Source organism: Streptococcus mitis (assembly GCF_002096755.1).
In the GTDB taxonomy this organism is placed as follows: Bacteria; Bacillota; Bacilli; order Lactobacillales; family Streptococcaceae; genus Streptococcus; species Streptococcus mitis_AC.
Genome location: NZ_NCVF01000021.1, coordinates 57,732 through 77,475 on the forward strand (window position 1 = coordinate 57,732; position 19,744 = coordinate 77,475).

The following is a 19,744-nucleotide window of genomic DNA, read 5'->3' on the forward strand; positions in this document are numbered from 1 at the left end:
AATTTTTACAGAAGTTCTTTCAGATAAGTGTATTTAATATCTATCTTGCATTATAAAACGCTAAAACTTTCTCTTTTATATTCGATTCACTCAAACCATACTCATTAAGAAGATAATCCATTTTCCCTACTTGACCGAATCTTTCTTGAACACCCATCCGATGAATTTTTGTTATTCCATCATCAGAGAATAATTCACATAAAGCACTGCCAATTCCACCTATCTGATTGTGGTTTTCTACAGTAAATATAGTTTTTCCGCTTAACATTGTTTTTATCTGTTCTGGTATCGGTTTGATTCTAAATAAATCTATCACACCTACTGAATAACCTAATTTAGACAGTTCATCCGCAACTCGAATACTTGGAGCAACCATTATGCCAGAAGCAACTATTACAACATCTTCACCGTGTCTTAACTCAATGTAGCCTTTAGAAAAATCTTCTCCACCTTGATATACAGCCTCTGGAGCTTTTCTAATTGTTCGAATATATTTTAGTCCTTTTAATTCTAATGTCTGGTTCAAGATTTCACGAAATTGGATATCATCAGTTGCTTCAAAAATGATTGATTTAGGAATTAAACGTAACAATCCAATTTCTTCAAATGGCATATGTGTTCCACCATTCATCTCTGCCGTTACTCCTGCATCTGAGCCAATCACAGTGGCATCCAATTGTGCGTACCCAAGAGAAATAAATAATTGATCAAATACTCTTCGTGAAGCAAAAGGGCCAAATGTATGAAGATAAGGTCTAAACCCCTGAATAGATAAACCTGCTGCAAGCCCGACCATTTCTGCTTCCATGATCCCAACATTCACATAACGGTCTCCAAAGTCCTTTTCAAGATTATTAGTAGCCATCGAACTTGACAAGTCTGCTTCTAAAACTACTATATCAGAATAACTTTGGTTAGCTTCTAGAAGGAAATCTCTATACACATGTCGTAATTCTTTCGTACTTCTCATCATTCTGTTTCCTCCAATTCCTGACTTAATCTTTCTACAACTGAAGTTAACATTTGTCTCTCCTCTACAGTAGGGCGAAGATGATGATTGGATTTCATTTCTTCCAGCTCTCGAACTCCTTGACCTTTAATAGTGTCTAATACAATACACTTAGGGGATGAATTATTTGACTGTTTTAATTGGATAATCCCTTCATAAATTTCTCTAATATCTGAACCATTGACCCTAATGGATTCAAACCCAAATGCTGAGAATTTTTCTACAAAATCACCTGGATTACAAATATCCTTTGTAAAACCATCTAATTGTTTTTTGTTATCGTCTACAAATACAATTAAATTAGATAACTGTTGATGAGAAGCAAACTGTATAGCCTCCCAACATTGTCCCTCATTTAACTCACCATCTCCAACAATAGCATAGGTATAAAAGGGACTTTTTCTTATTCTCTGACCATATGCAAGTCCGGTTGCAACACTAATTCCCTGTCCTAAAGAGCCAGTTGTCATATCTATGCCCGGCGTTAGATTTCTATCAGGATGAGACGGTAATTTGGTTCCATTTGTATTTAAAGAATGTAAGAATTCTTTGTCAAAGAAACCATTCAAATAGAGTGTGCTGTACAAAGCTGGTCCAGCATGTCCCTTGGATAAAACAAAATAATCTCTATCTCGTGACGCAAATATTTCTGGAGTCATCGGCATTATTTCACCATAAAGCACTGCTAAAACTTCTACTATAGACAGACTCCCTCCATAATGGCCGAATCCAAGATGATTCAATGTTCTAAGAGTATTTAATCGGATTTTTGTTGCAAATTTTCTTAACTCATCTTCTCTATTTTCACTTAAAATCATCCCTTATTCCTCCTTTGCAGATGGCTTTTTAATAAAGGATACTCCAAACATAACTGCTAGAATAAGAACAAGACCAATAACAATGCCTGCTTGTGAGCCAAATTGATTCAACATTCCTAAAATAATTCCTGATAGACCAAAATCTGCATCTGAGAAAGTTGACCCTTGGAAACCAAGTCCTCCCAAAACTGGCATTAAAAAGACTGGAAGAAAACTAATTAAAATACCTTGTAAAAATGCTCCAATAGTGGCTCCACGAACACCACCAGATGCATTCCCAATGACACCTGCAGTCGCTCCACAGAAGAAATGAGGCACAACGCCTGGTAAGATGACAACCGTTCCTGAAGCAATCATAATTGCCATACTTACTAAACCACCAACAAAACTAGAGATAAATCCAATTAGGACTGCATTAGGTGCATAAGTATAAACAATCGGACAATCCAAAGCAGGTTTTGAATTAGGTACAAGACGCTCTGAAATACCTTTAAAGGCTGGAACAATTTCACCCAAAATAAGGCGAACACCTGCTAAAATAACAAATACACCTGCTGCAAATTGACCTGCTAATTGTAAAGCATAAACTAGACCACTTGTACCATTACTGATTTCTTTTTCTATATATTCTGACCCTGCAAAGATAGCTACAATAATGTAAATAACTGCCATAGATAAAGTAATACTAACAGTACTATCACGTAAAAAAGCTAAACTCTTTGGGAATTTAATGTCCTCTGTTGATTTTGATTTGTCACCGATAAGGCTACCAGTGAAACCACTTAACCAATATCCCAAAGAACTGAAATGACCTAAAGCCACCTTGTCATTTCCAGTTAATTGAACCATATATTTTTGCACAAATGCCGGGGAAACACTCATAATAATACCAAGTGCTAATCCTCCTAGTAAGATAAGAGGCAAACTTGTAAAGCCAGCAACTGATAAAATGACCGCAATCATACACGCCATATATAGAGTGTGGTGCCCTGTTAAAAAGATATATTTGAATCGAGTAAAACGAGCAATTAAGATATTGAATACCATACCTGCAAACATAATCATTGCAGTAGCTGAGCCATATGTGGTTAAAGCTACAGCTACAATTGCTTCATTATTCGGTACAACTCCAGATAAATGAAAAGCATGTTCAAACATGGTACCAAATGGATTCAAAGAATTTTGTACAATTCCTGCACCACCAGATACAACTAAGAAACCAACAAAGGTCTTAATTCCACCTTTAATAATATCAGGTAATTTCTTCTTCTGAAGAACTAATCCTAAGATTGCAATTAAAGCTACTAAAATAGCTGGTGTACTAACAATATCCAATATGAACTTCATCATGACGCTAGCCTCCTAAATAAGTCCTTTTTCTTCACAAAGTTTAGTAATTAATTCTCGTAGTTCATCCATATCAATAATACTATTTAAGATACGAACATCTCCAAGATGACTAGCTGAATCAGCTAAATCACGACCAACAATCCAAATATCAGCTGCATTTGGATCTGCTCCACCTAAATCATAGTGTTCAACTTCTACATCTGAAACATTCAAATCACTCAATACAGATTCAATATTCATCTGTACCATAAAACTTGAACCTAATCCTGAACCACAAGCTGTACCAATTTTTAACATTATCTAATCCTCCTGTTTAATTATCATTTCAATGTCATCATAGTTTTTTGATGATATTAAAGTTTGAACATGATTTTTATCTCTTAAAATTGTTGTTAAATGTGACAAAGCCTTTAAATGACTCTCATTATCAATAGCTGCAATACAAATCAACAATCTTACCTCTTGTTCTGGATTATCCAATAAATAAATCGGTTCTTCCAAAACTAACATTGACATTCCTATTTCATTCACACCTTCATCTGGCCGAGCGTGAGGAATTGCTACTCCCTTCCCTAAATTAATAAAAGGCCCAAACTCTTCTACTTTTTGAATCATTGCCTCAGGGTAGTTCTCAGTTATCTTATGTTGATCCAAAAGCGGTTTAGCTGCTAAACGAATTGCCTCCTTCCATCCTAATTTTTCCGAACTAACCTGATAAGTTTCTTTTGTAATTAATTCTTCTAACAATGGTAACACTTCCTTTCTGTTCATTTCTTGATAGAGATACCTCTTTAATGCTAATTTTAACTCTAATTCTTGTGTGATTACACTATATCGTCTTACTATGCTAATTATCTGATTAAGCTCAATATCTCGATAACCTGTATCTGGGAAATCTTTTGATACCAATTCAACTAACTGCGTTGTTTGTTCTTCCGTCATCATAACAGAAACTAGATAATTTGGCTTCTCTGTATCCACCTTTATAGTAGAAAAAACCATATCATAGTCACTACTAGTTTTCGCATATAAATCATCAATCTTTGAGGTTCCTATAAACTCAATTTGAGGGAATAATGCTAATAGATTCTCTTTTATCATCAATGAAGAACTAATTCCATTAGGACAGATAATTGCTGCTTTATAACATTTTTGAGGCAAATTGTCTGCTTTCTTTAAATATCCTCCAAAATGGATAACAAAATATGCTGTTTCACTATCAGGTATGGGCTTGTCAATAGCGTCCATCAAGGGAGTCAAAGAATCTTTTACTAGTTCAAATAAATCAGGATAATGTTCTTTAACATGCAACACATATTCATTTGAACTAGGTAAGCCGAACTTTAATCTATAGTAAGCCGGTATAAGATGGCGGCGAAGATTTTCTCTCAATACTTCCCTTTGTTTAAAATGTAACAAAGAAATATCTTCCATTCTACTTATAATAGCCTCTGTTAATTGATTAAAGTAAACCGGAGCAACATCTACTTCACCTTCAAAGCAACTTGATAATAAAACTGTGATATAGCGATAATCATCCTCTGAAAATACCGTATCTATAATTCCCAAATCAACTACTGTATCCAATAAAATAGTCGTTATATCTTGAATAATAGGAGATACTAATGTCTCTGAAAGACATACTCTTTCAACATCCCTTTGATACCTACATATAATGAATACTAAACCGAAAAGGCAAACTTTTAATTGATTAACAATAGGTACTATCTGTAGCTTTTCATAATAATCTTTAACTACCTGATCAATCAAATCATAAGTTAATGAATACCCCCAACTAGATAAAACATAATCCAACCCCCAAATCCCTATGGAGGATTCCAGCAACTCACTAACCATTTGAAAAGCTAAACGGTGCTTATTCCACTCTGAACCGTGTAAAGTATAACCTTTTGCTCTACTGTACCCTAGCTCCAAATCATTATCTAACATAATCTTTCTTAATGATTGAATATCAGATAAGGTTGTATTCTTACTTACTTTCAAAAAGTCTTGGTAATGATTATTCGATATAAAATCTAATCGGCAAAAAGTGTAAAGATAGATTAATGCTAAGCGAGTCGACTTTGGTAAAACCAATTCATCCGACTTAATAATATCTGTCAAAGACTGCTTCGTACGATTTGATAAACTATAGCGACCTTGTTTTTTATCCAGTACTATCCCTTTATTAGCTAGATAAGGCACTAAATAATCTATTCCTTCTTTGACTTCCTTTATAGGTAAGCTCACCTTAACAGATAATTCATATAATGATAGCTCACAATGATCCATCAAAGTCATCAAAATAACTAGTGCTCTATAATCAAACATTTCTCTTCCTTTCTAACTACAATTATAGTGTAAAAATTATAAGAATAAAAGAGTATTTGAGCACAATATAATCTCACCTTTTAAAAGAAATTATTGGGCTGAAAGTTTTTAGTGATTATTTTTCAACCTTCTATTGACTTTATAAATTAAAGTGATATCATTTAGATATCAAATAATAGGAATGGTTGAAATTGCACTAGAACGGCTCAATGAAGGGGAATTGGTAGAGCTTGACGAAGAACGAAAAGCTGCTATGGTTTCAAATCTCCTAGTCGTCCTCTGTGGCAATCATGATGCACAACCAATTGTCAACACAGGAAGTCTTTACTAAAGATGGTTGAAGCTAAAAAAAGCAGATCCCCCTTCGACTCTCAACAAAGTTATACGCTGCACTCGCATCATGGGCAGAAGATGACTTTCGTTCAGTCAATGGGCAAATCGAATATCTCCTTACAGAATGTGTCAAACAACGGAAGAAAGATGGAAAATACGTATCAGAAACCATTGACGAACCATTTGAGATTGATATTTAACACCTTCTCCTGTCTGCTAGGTCTGACAGGAGAATTTTTTTATCTTTTTTTGTCAAGTAACTTTACTTTACAAAAAAAATGTGTTATCCTAGTATGGTTGATGAAAATCAGTAGATTGAATCGAATATAAATACCTAAAGGAGAAATCAAAATGGCAGTACCTGCACGTCGCACTTCAAAAGCGAAGAAAAACAAACGTCGTACACACTACAAAGTAACAGCTCCATCTGTAAACTTTGACGAAACTACTGGAGATTACTCACGTTCTCACCGTGTATCACTTAAAGGATACTACAAAGGACGTAAAATCGCTAAAGCTGCATCAGCTGAATAATAGAAGGGAGATACCATGCGCGTAAATATTACACTTGAACACAAAGAATCTGGTGAACGCTTGTACCTTACTTCTAAAAACAAACGTAACACTCCAGACCGTCTTCAATTGAAGAAATACTCACCAAAACTTCGCAAACACGTTGTGTTTACAGAAGTTAAGTAATACAACATACAGAAAGCCTATGAAATCAACATTTCTAAGGCTTTTTCTTTTAAGTTTAGCAAAATAACTGAATTTTAACTGATTATAATAATCAAGAGATTATTTTAGACAAATCTATCATAGCTTGTTCAATCTTATGTTTTCCTTTTTGCATAACATGAAGATAGATTTTTTCTATTTCTCTACTATCTTCCGAATGTCCCACAAACTCTCGAATAACGTTTAAGCTTACATTCTTATCAGCCATGACTGAAACAAAACTATGTCGGAACATATGGGGAACTATGTGAACAGGCCTACCAAAATCAACTAGGTCATCAATATCCTTATAGGATTTTCCACTTTTCTTATTATACTTAGCAGACTGACTAGTTCCACCTCTTAAGAACATTGAAATTTCTGTATGATACAATGGACTGCCCTGCTGGTTCTTCCCTTTTATGTATACCCTAGTAAAAATATATCCCATATCATGATAAGTCGGATTAAATCTCGCCTGAAACTTATTTCTTTCAATATATTTAAGTAAAATTTGTTCTACTTTTGGTGACATCGGAATAGTTCTAACGCTTTCTTTAGTTTTTAAAATTGCTCTATATCGTTCCTTCTCATCACGCAAGCCTTCTTCTGCCATTTCTTTGTCAGTCTTATTATGGCTTGCCCTCTGCCAATGAACCTTAATGAGTTTATTCTTGAAATCTAGAACATCTTCATTCAAACCTAATGCTTCACTCGGTCTCATACCTGTCAAGTAGATAATTCTGAGTACATCAGCAACTAGTTCATTATTATGTCGCTTAGTCCAGTTTTCAATAATTTTAAATACTTGATTAGCCTCTTCAACTTCAAGATATTTTTCAGCTATATCTTCCCTAAGTTTCGCCTGCTCTTCTGCACTTGTTAGTGTCTTACGCTTAACCCTCTTATTCAAAATAGGGTGTTGCGACGCTGTCAATTCTCCTTGTTCTACCGCCCAATCAAATATCATTTTAAGATAGATATGAATGTTCTTTGAAGTTCCCTCACTTGCATTATTTATAATATCTTGCATTTTTTCCTGTTCCATACAGAACTGTTTAAGGCTCATATTTTCGTTGAAATATGGGGAAATATGCTGGTTATAAACACTAACTCTAGTCTTTAGAGTATTCTTGGCAGGCTTAACACGATTGACCCACCACTTAAAAGCTAAACCGTATAATTCACTGTTTTCATCATACGGTCTAGCTATCTCTTTGAGGCATAAAGTTTTACTAGGCTCTAATTTCTTTGGTTTTTCTCCAGTCAAATCTAATACGGTTTCATCAATCATTTCATTTAATATCTTTGAAACTTTTGTAATCAGCTGACTATTCTTTATATCAGAAATAAGTAACTTCTCATGTCCCTTACTGTCTTTTCCTGTTGGTATTGCCTTAGTCGTATACCACCCTTTATTTTCTCCCCTTGTAAGGTACTTATAACGACTTTTTGTTATCAAAGGATGAGTATATCTCATTGCAAACTTAACAAGCACGTTGCCCTTTTTAGAAGGGTCTGGTTTCCATTGATAAACAGTTAGAACTCGAGTAGTCTTACCTACCTTCATTTTTACCCCCTTATACTAAGCTATAACTGCCTCATTTTCATGGAAAATCTTATAATCAAACCAATCTTTAAATACCTCCGCATGAATAAAGACATTCCCATGAGTTCCACAAATTCCAAAAGAATATGGACTATTTCTCATTTGACGAATGTAGTGATCCAATGTAGGTAATTTCATACCCTTCCAAAGTTCATCTAAAAATTCTTTCTTCCGATACCAATTTTTAGTTAAATCATAGTCTGACTTTGTCTTAAGCTCTATCATTGGAATACTTTCCTTTCTTATGCTATAATCTAGTTAGTTAATTTTTAGAGGCGACTTATTTTCAAGTCGTCTTTTTTTGTCCCCAAAATTGAGAACTATTCTGCTCTCTTACATATTGCTCTATATCCTTTTCATCGTTATCAGTTATCCTCGAAAGCCCCTCTTTAAGTAAGCTTTGAATGTATTCCTCTGCCTTTTGAACATCATAGGCCTGATACTTTGCAATATAGACTTTTGCTAATGTTTTCGCAACTTGTTTCTCTGTCCAAGCCTCAGACTGCCGTAATGTCGTTTTAGCCCTTGTAATACTAAGAACTGTCTGGTTTTCAGTTCCTAGATAATCTATCCACCACTTGACTTTTTTTCTTCTCGAATGATTGCTATCTGTCGCATTTGGACGAACAAAGCGATAATGACCATTGATAGCTTCAAAATAGATTGACGATAAGGGACGTTTTAAAAATAACTGCTCTGCAATTATATTAGCCTTTTCCTGCCAACATCTAAGCTCTGCGCGAATCCAAGACGGAACTTCTACAAGCTCTTGCTTACCAAGTTGCTCCATGCGTTTATTATATATGCACCACTGCTGATTACCTCGTGAACCTATTGCAACTGTTTCTCCTACACGCTCACCAGAATCTAGAACTGATTTCTCATGATATTCAAAGTGTTTTGCTTTCGAGATACATAATCCTTTCTTGCAATAGTCATATATCCGTTGAACATCTAAGCTACCGTCAAATATGTCGTGGGCAATATCTAAACGAGTGAAATTAACATTATACTGGTATAAACGAGTAATTAAGGCAATCCAATTATTTTCGTTACTGTTTAAAAATTCTTCATATTGACGACAACCTTGCCCTTTTAATTCAATAAATACACCCATAGAAAGCCTATCAGCATTAAAATACACCTTAATTTCTGAACAAGAATAATGTTGCTTATACTTATTTATGCCCCAATCATTCAAGGAAAAGTTTTCAAGAGGAATCAGAAGGATGTCTGTCAGAACTCTGTCTGGCGGAACATCCTTAACTGTCACAGCAAAATAATCTATTCTAACAGTATTCATAGGATTATTCTCCTAGAATTTTAATATCCTCACACACAATTTTTACACCCGCCCAATTACTTCTAGCCATGTTCCAAGCTAGTCGAACCTTAGGCCGAATCAATTCAACAGAAACATTCAACAAAGAATCATTTTGAGCAAGTTTTGCAATCTTATCCAGATTTCCGATAATTTCTAGGTTAATCGCTTTTAAGTCATCAGTAGAAATTCCCATTTCAGTTAGAACTTTCACTTTGTCAGCGTCAAGCACAGTAGAAGTAATTTTACTTACTTCATCTGTCTTCACGTTTTCGCCGTTGATTTCTTTGTATTTGTTGCTCACCCTAACTGACAAAATCACTACTTTCTTAGGAATATCAAACTGTGACATTTCAAGGTCAAGCAATCCAATTTTAATGTTTGTATCTGTCATATTGTAAACCATATTTTTTCTCCTTAATTCCGTATCCTACATGAAAACACCTCTCATCCTTACTCTCCCAAGAGTTTGCGACCTCTTGGTACAACTAGCAAGCCGTAACCCCTTACGTACCAAGGGTTTAGAGTACATTTCATGTATGTGTGCACCCCCTATTAGTACTGGGGCTGTTTTTCTGACCTCCTGCAAAGCAGTCGGTTGGCTCTTTCTCCTAGCAAAAAGAGGAACGCTCCGCTCGATTCTGCCCCTCCTGGGCAATCGTCCCTATTTTGCTAGTTCGAAAGACCGTCGTCTGAGTTTGGTAAGATACTCAACGGTTCATTATTTATCCTCATTAATACATCTATTTGCTTTGTTGATAGCTCATCTAGAGCCTTACCATCAACTGTCAGCGCAAACCACACAGTATTTTCGACATCACAATTATTGCAGATTCTTGGGGATAAAATCCTAAAACTACCCATTCTAGGAGGATAATCCCATCCCTCATCAAAAGCTAAATCAGAATCAATAACCTCTATCTTTCCGCATACTTCACAGATATGTTTTAAAATCATATTATTAAATATCTCCTTTTATTCCAGCTCATCAATAATAAACATATGAGTCATATTCATAACATTTCCATTTCCTAGCTTCACAATGATTTCTACTTCACACATTCTTCATCCTTCTTATAATCTTTAGCAGCACATTCCCATACTGGGAGTATTGTCTCAAATACATCTCTGTCAAAAATTGGGGCTTGAAATTCCTTAGGATGCTCACGCTCTATAGAGTAAAGTCCTACTCCCTTATCTTTCTTAACATTGGGTACATCTGCCGTGCCAAACATCATATTACTACATTCCTTACTCGGGTGACTTCCAAGGAATATAGCATTTACAAGCTGTTCTCTGATATTCGTAGAAAGGCTATCGGAACGAGGCTGTTGCATCACAATACAGACCCCCATAGATAAAGACCTAGATTTTTGAGCAATAATCGATACCATATTTTCAAAATCTGTCTTCTCCCTAGAATTCAAAGACGCGACTAAAGAGGAATACTCCTCAATAACTAGAAGAGCAGGTGGAAGTCCAATATCTACACCTACAGAGTTGAATGCAGAACTCTTATTATAAATATTCATTCTATCTTCCATTTCTTCTAGAAAAAGCCTAACTATTCTAAATGCGTCAGCCTTACTAGCACCATAATTAGTGGAAGGCATTCCACTAACTTTGCACAGCTTATATAACTCTGCTTGTTTAGGATCTATAACAAATATTTTAGCACGTTGCCCATTTACCGTCTTAGATATAAAACGAGTCAACCAAAAATACGTAAAATACGATTTCCCCGCTCCACTAGCTCCACTCACGAGCATAGAGAAGTTATTTCTGAGATTTACTATCAAATCACCATAAACTGGGATTTCTAAACTATCTTCCTTAAAAGAAAGAGATGTAATATGCTGACGTTCAGGCGGTCTATACACAAAAACATATTCTACATATGTTGCATAAACTTCTCTAGACGATAAACTTATTCCTAAAGCGCTACTTAGGAGAACATCTAAATTATCCATCTCTGTTGAGAATTCATCACCAGATTTCAATGCTTGGACTACAATTGAAACGTCATTCAATTGATAATTAAATTTAGCTGAACGAAGAATAGCGCCATCTTTTGTTGATGTAAAAAGAAAGGAGTTTCTACGAATCATAAACAAAAGATTTTCTCTAATGATTAATAGAGGTTCAACACGCTGAGTCCATTCTTTAATTTTATTTCCGATATGATAAGTCGTAATTAGACCAATAAATAATATTACTAACTGAATAAACAACAATTTGAAAAACATAGTACTAGAAAGTAGGGATATTATGCTCAAAAATACTATAGTAAACCATTTGATGTTCCTTAATGTCGAACTAGTAATAATATAATTTTCTGACAAAGAGGCTGTTTGTTTAATTTTTAACATATTATACCTATCTAAATTTTTCTATAAAATCCTTGATGGTAATATATAAATTTCTTAGCTTGATTTTTAAGAAATAAAAGGCAAATGTAAATAAAAATGGGGTGGCTATAATAGTACACATTAAAGAAATCCCTTCGCCAATAGGATGGAAGATAAAAACCGAAAGCCCCATTAGAATTATAAAAACGCAAAAAGATAATCTCATTCGTCTGATATCATTCATTCGTCTCACCTTTTTTGATTTCCAAAACCTCTAATAATTTAGCAAACATCATTGGAAGTTGCAATAAAATTAATATAACCCCCAAGCATAAAGCTATTTTGACTGATTGATAAGGGGAGAATGAACGGAAATCTAGATGCGCAGAAAAGCCTCCTAGCGTTGACACTATGAAATATAGGCTTATAAAAGCATTTTGACAAAAATTTTTAAACATATTTTTTGTTCTCCTTGTTTATAAGTAAAATAACGGAGGAGAGAAAACCTCTCCTACCAAAGTTAATAATATTCGACAATAGTAGTATAGAATGATTCACCACTATAGCTGTAGTTAGCCTCATTCATCAATACCATTCTAGATTTATCAGATACACGATGCTTTTGACGATTTAATACAATAATATTCTCAGCAAATTTTTTCAAAGTTGGTTCATTAATTTTATCAAATGGTAATTTTCTCATAAGTAACTCCCTAGATTCATCGTCTAAAAGAAAGCATGGTGACTCGTCTGGATTAAACCTCTGTACACGTTTCACCCCATGAGAATTAGGAAAGACCATTCCCTCAATATCAACCAGTTCTTTAAATGTTTTCATATTTTCTTTCTCCTTAAATTAAAATTTTAAAATTAAATATAGCTTATTTTTGAATTATATCTTGAATGGAGAAGCTCGACTGTTACTCATATTCACAACCTCATTTTAAAAGTATATTTCTTGTATACATCAAGTATGTATCAAGTGTAAATCATGGTTATATCATATCATGCCGGGAGACAAAAATCAAGGGGGGCAACATTACATCTTTGTTGCATATGTATTACATATTAGATACATGAATATATATTTATTGTTGCAAAAAAAAGACGCTCAGTGCGTCAATTAATTATTATTTTCAAAATCTATAATCTCAGACTCCAGACTTTCAAAAAGTTCCTTTATCGCTAGATTAATCACCCAAGTCCTATTCTCTCTTTCAAGCATATTTTTTTCTTTAAAAAACTTAGCTAGTCTTGGTAAATTAATTTCATTCTGTTTATTCAAATAAAAATTTGTTAATTTCGCCATAATATTCCTCCTACATAATATATATCATAAAAACACATACTTTTCAAGTAATTCCTATCCAAAAACTTCTCTACACACTTTGTACATCTGATATAATACCTTTGATGAACTATCATAACGAGTAATTTTGTTTAGTACTTCTACAAACTAATGTACTCCATAAATTGAAACTACAACGCCCTTATCTAATTAAGAAAATATCTAACCTATGATAAAGCAATACTAATAAGTGCTATATTCTGATTTCCAAAGAATATTAATTTATCGTAACTGATTCCTAACTGATTAAATTTCAATAAATTCATATTTCTCTATTTACCATTTATTTTATTTTAGGTAGAAATGCTATCAAATCAAGGTTTTCAAATATCATTACATACCTTTAAAACAACATCTTCTTCACCGAAGTTAAGTAAGCATTCAATACGAATCAATACAGAAGAAAAACGCATTCAAGCGTTTTTTCTTTTTATTAATTTCAGTATATTGCAAGGGAAATCATTCGAATGACTACTTTTTTGACTATATTTTTTGTGAAATAAATTAGATGGTCGTTTTACATAGCTACCCATTTAGGGTATTTAAAATTAAAACTGATAATTTTCACTTAACTATTGATAAACAGTTTAAAGTTAATTGTGAAGTAAGTCTATTCTATATTTTGAAGATTGCTTAACATAAAGAATCTAAAAATTTCTCAATTTTGGAATTTAAAAAAAGCTGACCAAATATTTTATAAAACGCATATCTAGTTTGTGGACAAAACAACTGATACCTTTTTATAATTTTAAAACCATTATACACCTAACCTCCGTTTTTAATGAAAATAAAATAGTGTCGAATCATGGTATAATGATAATAAAGAATTTTTGATACAAACTTTTCCCATGCACTATTTTATATTTGATAGGTAATTGAAGCAATAAAAAAATATTTATAAATTAATATGTCAGATTGATGAACTTACTGAAACATAAAGTTATCAGGAACTATATTTCGAATAAATGGCCCGATATTTTTAATACGAATAAACTATCATTCAAACTTTTGAAAAAAATCATAAAAGATAAAGTAATCATATTTTCTTTTAGTAAACATATAGATTAGATTTTTAATCAAAAAACCATATTAAGTAATATATTTTATGGAAGATACTATATATTATAATTTATACGAATCTGTATTTGAATATTTCACAAAATAAGAAATCTACTAGTCTCCAAATTATTATATGAGGTATAAAAATGAGTAGAATATTAAAATTTTATAATCAAAGTACTGTAATTGTACCGATTTTGGTCAGTCTTCTCACTACTGCTATTGTCCCGTTCTATCAATATGTAACAAGAAAACCATCATACTCCTTTGTACTAAATAATCCAGTTGGATGGACTAAAGATGATGACATATTCTCCATATATAATTATGGAAGCGATGATATGAAAGATACGACTGTATATATACGGTCATATATGATTCTTTCTTCAAATTCTCATTCGGACTATTTCGATGATTATATATCTACACATAGTCTATCTATACCTATGGAAGGATTAGATATGAGATTTCAACTAACAGGTAAATCAAAAGGAAAAATTGGGCATATTAACTTTAATACAGATAAAAATCCTTTTAGTAATTACTTTTCAAATAATCATGTTGAATTTGGACCAAATTTAAACATTGATATTGCTAATAGAATAAGTGAAAATAATTTACAAATCAATACTAATGATATTGACTCCGGATACGATAAAATGAATCTTGTTATTTTCACAATTTTCATCAATAATACAAGTAAAACACAAAATAATCTCTCTAATATTCAAGTTTATGCAACAGATTATTCTTCAGATTATAATACAGGTAAATCACGAACAAAATTAATACCAACTAATATATATTTTGAACAATTTGAGGATAAATATGAATATGACTATGCTAAATACTACAATAGAGAAGATTATGATAGATTTTGGAATGATAAAGATATAATAAACACTTACTATTTAAAATTCATTGATCAAATAATTAACGATTATAAAAAAAGAAACTAATATAAGAAAATCACTTCTCAACTAGAAATATGAGTAAAAGATATAGTTTAAAAGAAATTAAAATTATTATAAGCAAAATTACTATTTATAGCTACATTGAATTATATGAGCAATATTAAAGTTTATGTCTAATCTGTATTTAATATTTATAAAACTTTTAAATTCCAGTTATAGTACAACACTCTTTTACTTCGGGAGTTCACTATCAATTTTATCTAGTAATAATAGTAATTTTTCATCAATAATTTTATATTGAAGTTCATCCTCATTTTACTTCACGAAAATAATACACACTTTACTTATTTTAGTAAAATAACATTACTTCTCAAAAAGTTAGTCATTATCTTTATGTTAAGGATTAAATTCTGTGTTGTACAGGACTCAATCCTTTTAGTTTAGTTTTAATTCGCTTTCTACTTGAGCAATAGATAACCAAAAATGACAATAGATTTTCTACTGTCATTTTATTTTTCTAAATTTTTAGCAGAGTATTCTCACAAGTCCCTAAATCTCTTTCAACTTTTCAAGATAGGCGGTTAATTCTGCTTGGGCTTCTGGTGTTGTGCCTACTAGCTGGCTGCGCATGTGTGCGAGTCTGGCTTCTACTTGTCCAATCTCTTTATCAATCTCTGCGAGTTGGTCTGCGAGGTCGGCTAGGGGAACAACTGGTTCTTCTTCAAAGGTATCGACATAGCGTGGAATGTTGAGGTTGTAGTCATTTTCGACAATCTCTCCAAAACTGGCTAGATGAGCAAACTTCTCGACATTCTCGCGTTTTTGATAGGTCTCCAAAATCTTGGCAATATGATCTTCGGTCATATTGTTTTGATTTTTCCCTTTTTCAAACTCTTTTGAGGCATCGATAAAGAAGACATCCTTATTGGTGCGATTCTTTTTAAGGATAATAATGGTTGTCGGGATAGAGGTATTGTAGAAGATATTTGCTGGCAAGCCGATAACTGTATCAATAGCGCCTTCTTCTAGCAGGTGCTGGCGAATCTTCTGCTCGGCTGCTCCTCGAAAGAGAACTCCGTGAGGAAGTACGATAGCCATGACACCATTATGCTTGAGGTGGTAAAAACCGTGAAGGAGGAAGGCAAAATCCGCTTTAGACTTAGGTGCAAGAACTCCATAACTTGAGAAACGAGGATCTTGCAGGAAGCCACTATCTGCTGACCACTTAAGTGAATAAGGTGGGTTCATCAAAACCCCATCAAAGTCTGTAGGCTCGGTAGTCGGCCAATCTTCGTCAAGGGTGTCGTGGTTGCTGAGGTGATAGTTCTCAATCGCAACCCCATGAAGCATCATATTCATGCGAGCAAGGTTGAAGGTCGAAGTAATCAACTCTTGACCGTAGTAAGAAATCGTCGAAGCTTCCTTACTATAGCGCTTGGCATTGAGCAAGAGAGAACCAGAACCCATGGTCGGGTCGTAAACTGACATCCCCTTTTGATGCTCACGCCCTGCAAAGACAATCTGAGTCATGAGATGAGAAACTGCTTGAGGTGTATAGAACTCTCCAGCCTTTTTCCCAGAATCACTAGCAAACTGGCCAATCAAGTACTCATAAGCATCACCCAAGATATCACCAGCATGACCAGACACATTGAGGTCGTTGAGTTGCTTCATAACCTCAGAGATGGTCTTGTTTTGCTTTTGTGGGGTGTTACCTAGCTTTTTAGCATAGAGGTCAATATCTTCGAAAAGATTTTCAAATTTTTCATTGGCCTGCTCGATATCACGGAAACTTTGGGCTAGGGATTCTAGCTGGAAGGTTCCTTCGTGGATAGACTGAACCAGCTTGGTAAAGGTTAGAGAAGGCTCAATCACATAGCCTAGCTCGTCATTTAAGACCTCGATGAGGTCTTCACGGACATCTGCATCCGCAAAGTTTTCCTCATAGAGAAGCTGCGCTTGCTGGAAGGACTCAAAGTTCTCGTCCAAGTTATCACAGACGGCTTGGAGGATGTTGTCGGATAGGTACTTATAGAAAATCAAGCCCAAGAGGTAGGACTTGTATTCATTAGCTTCCATCTGGCCACGCAGGATATCCGCCGCATTCCAGAGGGATTGGTAGAGTTCTCTTGATAAATCTGTTTGTGACATAGGGTCTCCTATCAATTTCTACTTTCATTCGCTTAGTGTAGCTTTTTGAGGTCTTTGTATCTTAGATAATCGAACACGACCTAAAAGCTGGGTATCTTAGATAAACATTTTTCTGAGTAGGGTTTGTTTGCTTTCTTTGAGTTGGTTGACTTTTTCCTCTTGCTTGGCAATAGCCTTGTCTAGGTCTTGGAAGAAAGAACCGATGGCTTCTTGTTCAGGGAATGGGGGATAATAAAATTTACTTTGACCAATCTCATTTTTGTTTATTTTCTTGGGAAATGCAATATGCAATGTTCTTTTCCATAACTCCTTTTGAAAATAATCTGATGAAATAGAAACATTTAAAAATTTTGATTCTATCACACTTGAACGAATCAAAGCAAGGCTAACATAATAAGCTAAATCTATATCAGTCTCTACTAAGTTAGATGTTCCTATATCACCAATTCTAGTCATTAATACATCACCACTTTTAGGGCTAATCTTAAAATTTTTATCAAAAGCGTCCTTAGAAATATATTTATCTGAATTCAATGTTCTTATATTCTCAACACTTAAAAACATCACACCCTCTGTTGTATATATTGGAGTTTGGTGCGTCCCGTCATATATTTCACAAACTTCCTCCAACTTCACTTCTTTCCACTCATCTTCAAATCCTGCGAAGCGAAGGACTGGTCTCTTTTGTCCTTTGGCTGGGAAGAGGAGCTTGAGGTAGGTTTTCTTCTGCTCATTGAGCACCTCTAACTTACGCTGTTGAAGGCTAATGAGCTGGTCAATATCTTGGAAGAAAGAACCAATAGCAGTTTGCTCGGGGAGGGAGGGGAGAGGGAGTTTTAATTGTTCGACAGACGAATAGTTTACGTAAATTTGAGTCCCTCCTTGAACAATTTTCTTTACTTGCTCTCTAAAATTACCGTTCAATAAAACATAAGCATATTGAGAGTCTAGTATTTCTTTTGGTGAGATAATCTCTGTACGTTGATTAACCACAAACTCATTGCTTGACTTTATTAAAAGAGTTCGACCAATAATTGTACCATTAGAAGTCTTATCATTTAAAACCATTGTCAGCTCATTTTCTTTTACAATTTTCTTATCAGTTACTTCGTTAGAAATAGCTCGTATTCCCTGATCTATATACTCTCCATCAAGTCCATAACTACCAATAGAAATTACTTTGTAAACTCCATTTTCCGCAAAATATTTTTCTATCGATGTACCACTACGATGAGTTGAAACTTCTCCCAACTTCTTTTCTTCCCAAGGTTCGGTATAACCTGCAAAACGATAACTTGGTTTCCTTGTCATATTACTCCTCCAACTATTTCATCTTTATTTGTATCTATAAATTGCAATTGATAAGCTTTACGAGCTCCCCATGCCTTAAGTGTTTTCTTAATAGTATATTCATTCTGCTTATCGAACTGGTCTACATAAATGCTCACATCTGGGGCCTGCTTAAAGATTTCTCTAAAGTACGTAGCATCCACTCCATTCTCATCCCGAATATTAAAACCAATGAAATAGATTTCTTTGATAGAACTTAAACTTCTGAAAAAGTATTCATGTTTTCTAAGTTGCTGATGGACAGGCTTTCTAGTCAAATCAACTAAATTATAAAGAAAGTCACGTACCGCAGTTGGATCATTTTGTATAGATTCATCATAAGAATCCATTTCACGATTATGTCCAAATATTAGCTTATTTTCAGAAACGCTTCCATGTACATGACATATTTGTTCAGAATTTATACCGTAGAAATCCTCTAACAACATACTATAATTAAAAGTTAAAAAGTAGGCATTTTTATTGTGTTCAACAGATTTCTTTCGTTTTAGTTTTTTTAGATTAGAAGGCATATTATCCCAGTCCAGAATAAAACTTTGAACCCATTCCCTAAATAAATTTTCAATGTCTGCTATTAGAAATTTTTCAAGAATCGTTGCCAGCTCCTCAGCTTCTTCTTCTAGGCCACAAGACGACAGTATAATTTTCACCTCATTTATCCAACCTAAATCATGCTCAAACTGAGACCAAAAATTTTCTAATCCCATTAACTGCATCATATGTCGATAAATAAATTGATACCGTTCATGTTTATCTAACTGACCATTTCTAATTTTGGATAGAGAATATCCATATATGTCTCTCAACCCATCTTCCTTAGCATATCGATGTTGTTCTTGAATTTCAATATCCTTTTCCCTAAAAAAGTCGCAAATTCCCTTTGATGTTTGCAATGACTCTAACAAATCATCTTTCCCATAAGCCTGCTGATAAACGAACTTCTTGAAATATAGGTAATCCGTCTTTAAATCATGTGCTATATCAAAACCATTTCCGATAATAAATAATTTTTCCACTATATCCCCCCCTTTCTATTACTCAATTTTCGTATTTCTACACTTTAGATTTTATTTTTTGATTTCTATT

At 33.9% G+C, this 19,744-nt stretch carries 22 protein-coding genes; 5 read left to right on the forward strand and 17 right to left on the reverse strand.

Going from position 1 to position 19,744, the window contains the following annotated elements:
• Window positions 1–40 precede the first annotated feature (40 nt).
• The 5 genes from B7700_RS04055 to B7700_RS04075 are packed head-to-tail and all read right to left on the reverse strand — an operon-like array spanning window position 41 to window position 5,508.
• Window positions 41–973: a transketolase family protein gene (locus B7700_RS04055; protein WP_023947581.1), complete on the reverse strand. Its 933-nt coding sequence runs from the start codon at window positions 971–973 to the stop codon at window positions 41–43.
• Window positions 970–1,827, reverse strand: a complete 858-nt coding sequence (locus tag B7700_RS04060) for a transketolase (protein WP_033687490.1) — start codon at window positions 1,825–1,827, stop codon at window positions 970–972. The genes B7700_RS04055 and B7700_RS04060 overlap by 4 nt, the downstream gene beginning before the upstream one ends.
• A 3-nt stretch (window positions 1,828–1,830) precedes the next feature.
• On the reverse strand, window positions 1,831–3,177 hold the full coding sequence (locus B7700_RS04065) for a PTS ascorbate transporter subunit IIC (RefSeq protein ID WP_024056492.1): 1,347 nt from the start codon (window positions 3,175–3,177) through the stop codon (window positions 1,831–1,833).
• Between the two features lie 12 nt (window positions 3,178–3,189).
• Window positions 3,190–3,474, reverse strand: a complete 285-nt coding sequence (locus B7700_RS04070; protein WP_000912476.1) for a PTS sugar transporter subunit IIB — start codon at window positions 3,472–3,474, stop codon at window positions 3,190–3,192.
• A 3-nt stretch (window positions 3,475–3,477) separates the two neighbouring features.
• Window positions 3,478–5,508 carry a BglG family transcription antiterminator gene (locus B7700_RS04075; protein WP_084887305.1) on the reverse strand — a complete coding sequence of 677 codons (2,031 nt, stop codon included), beginning with the start codon at window positions 5,506–5,508 and terminating at the stop codon, window positions 3,478–3,480.
• A 181-nt stretch (window positions 5,509–5,689) separates the two neighbouring features.
• On the opposite strand from B7700_RS04075, the gene B7700_RS04080 reads away from it, so the two are divergent.
• From B7700_RS04080 to rpmG, 4 genes are all read left to right on the forward strand, one after another.
• Window positions 5,690–5,839: a hypothetical protein gene (locus tag B7700_RS04080; protein ID WP_235230851.1), complete on the forward strand. Its 150-nt coding sequence runs from the start codon at window positions 5,690–5,692 to the stop codon at window positions 5,837–5,839.
• A 25-nt stretch (window positions 5,840–5,864) separates the two neighbouring features.
• Window positions 5,865–6,041: a type II toxin-antitoxin system antitoxin gene (locus B7700_RS04085; protein ID WP_033608448.1), complete on the forward strand. Its 177-nt coding sequence runs from the start codon at window positions 5,865–5,867 to the stop codon at window positions 6,039–6,041.
• Window positions 6,042–6,192: 151 nt separating this feature from the next.
• On the forward strand, window positions 6,193–6,375 hold the full coding sequence (gene rpmF / locus B7700_RS04090; RefSeq protein WP_000290417.1) for a 50S ribosomal protein L32: 183 nt from the start codon (window positions 6,193–6,195) through the stop codon (window positions 6,373–6,375).
• A 15-nt stretch (window positions 6,376–6,390) separates the two neighbouring features.
• A complete protein-coding gene (gene rpmG, locus B7700_RS04095) occupies window positions 6,391–6,540 on the forward strand; it encodes a 50S ribosomal protein L33 (RefSeq protein ID WP_001265622.1) in 150 nt (49 codons plus the stop codon).
• Window positions 6,541–6,631: 91 nt separating this feature from the next.
• On the opposite strand, the gene B7700_RS04100 is transcribed toward rpmG, so the two are convergent.
• The 9 genes from B7700_RS04100 to B7700_RS04145 all read right to left on the reverse strand — a co-directional run bounded on the left by B7700_RS04100 (window position 6,632) and on the right by B7700_RS04145 (window position 13,145).
• Window positions 6,632–8,128, reverse strand: coding sequence for a tyrosine-type recombinase/integrase (locus tag B7700_RS04100; RefSeq protein WP_000862760.1), 1,497 nt, complete (start codon window positions 8,126–8,128; stop codon window positions 6,632–6,634).
• Window positions 8,129–8,143: 15 nt separating this feature from the next.
• Window positions 8,144–8,392 (reverse strand): hypothetical protein, encoded by a 249-nt coding sequence (locus B7700_RS04105; RefSeq protein ID WP_000571454.1) that lies wholly within the window; start codon window positions 8,390–8,392, stop codon window positions 8,144–8,146.
• A gap of 61 nt (window positions 8,393–8,453) precedes the next feature.
• Window positions 8,454–9,470 carry a replication initiation factor domain-containing protein gene (locus B7700_RS04110; RefSeq protein ID WP_061696309.1) on the reverse strand — a complete coding sequence of 339 codons (1,017 nt, stop codon included), beginning with the start codon at window positions 9,468–9,470 and terminating at the stop codon, window positions 8,454–8,456.
• Between the two features lie 4 nt (window positions 9,471–9,474).
• Complete coding sequence (locus tag B7700_RS04115) at window positions 9,475–9,894, reverse strand: hypothetical protein (RefSeq protein ID WP_050104975.1); 420 nt, start codon at window positions 9,892–9,894, stop codon at window positions 9,475–9,477.
• Between the two features lie 266 nt (window positions 9,895–10,160).
• Window positions 10,161–10,445, reverse strand: coding sequence for a hypothetical protein (locus B7700_RS04120; protein ID WP_084887309.1), 285 nt, complete (start codon window positions 10,443–10,445; stop codon window positions 10,161–10,163).
• Between the two features lie 92 nt (window positions 10,446–10,537).
• The gene (locus B7700_RS04125) at window positions 10,538–11,857 is read right to left on the reverse strand and encodes an FtsK/SpoIIIE domain-containing protein (RefSeq protein ID WP_084887311.1); all 1,320 of its coding nucleotides are present in this window, start codon (window positions 11,855–11,857) and stop codon (window positions 10,538–10,540) included.
• Window positions 11,858–12,072: 215 nt separating this feature from the next.
• The gene (locus B7700_RS04135; protein WP_084887315.1) at window positions 12,073–12,294 is read right to left on the reverse strand and encodes a hypothetical protein; all 222 of its coding nucleotides are present in this window, start codon (window positions 12,292–12,294) and stop codon (window positions 12,073–12,075) included.
• Window positions 12,295–12,356: 62 nt separating this feature from the next.
• Complete coding sequence (locus B7700_RS04140; protein WP_000846753.1) at window positions 12,357–12,674, reverse strand: hypothetical protein; 318 nt, start codon at window positions 12,672–12,674, stop codon at window positions 12,357–12,359.
• Window positions 12,675–12,959: 285 nt separating this feature from the next.
• Window positions 12,960–13,145, reverse strand: a complete 186-nt coding sequence (locus B7700_RS04145; protein ID WP_001096738.1) for a hypothetical protein — start codon at window positions 13,143–13,145, stop codon at window positions 12,960–12,962.
• A gap of 1,244 nt (window positions 13,146–14,389) precedes the next feature.
• On the opposite strand from B7700_RS04145, the gene B7700_RS04150 reads away from it, so the two are divergent.
• Window positions 14,390–15,202 carry a hypothetical protein gene (locus B7700_RS04150; protein ID WP_084887317.1) on the forward strand — a complete coding sequence of 271 codons (813 nt, stop codon included), beginning with the start codon at window positions 14,390–14,392 and terminating at the stop codon, window positions 15,200–15,202.
• Between the two features lie 504 nt (window positions 15,203–15,706).
• Here the strand turns inward: B7700_RS04150 and B7700_RS04155 are convergent.
• From B7700_RS04155 to B7700_RS04165, 3 genes are all read right to left on the reverse strand, one after another.
• A complete protein-coding gene (locus tag B7700_RS04155) occupies window positions 15,707–17,308 on the reverse strand; it encodes a type I restriction-modification system subunit M (RefSeq protein WP_084887319.1) in 1,602 nt (533 codons plus the stop codon).
• Window positions 17,309–17,404: 96 nt separating this feature from the next.
• Window positions 17,405–18,619, reverse strand: coding sequence for a restriction endonuclease subunit S (locus B7700_RS04160; protein WP_084887321.1), 1,215 nt, complete (start codon window positions 18,617–18,619; stop codon window positions 17,405–17,407).
• Window positions 18,616–19,674 carry an AbiH family protein gene (locus B7700_RS04165; RefSeq protein ID WP_084887323.1) on the reverse strand — a complete coding sequence of 353 codons (1,059 nt, stop codon included), beginning with the start codon at window positions 19,672–19,674 and terminating at the stop codon, window positions 18,616–18,618. Before B7700_RS04165 ends, B7700_RS04160 begins: the two co-directional genes overlap by 4 nt.
• Between the last annotated feature and the right edge of the window lie 70 nt (window positions 19,675–19,744).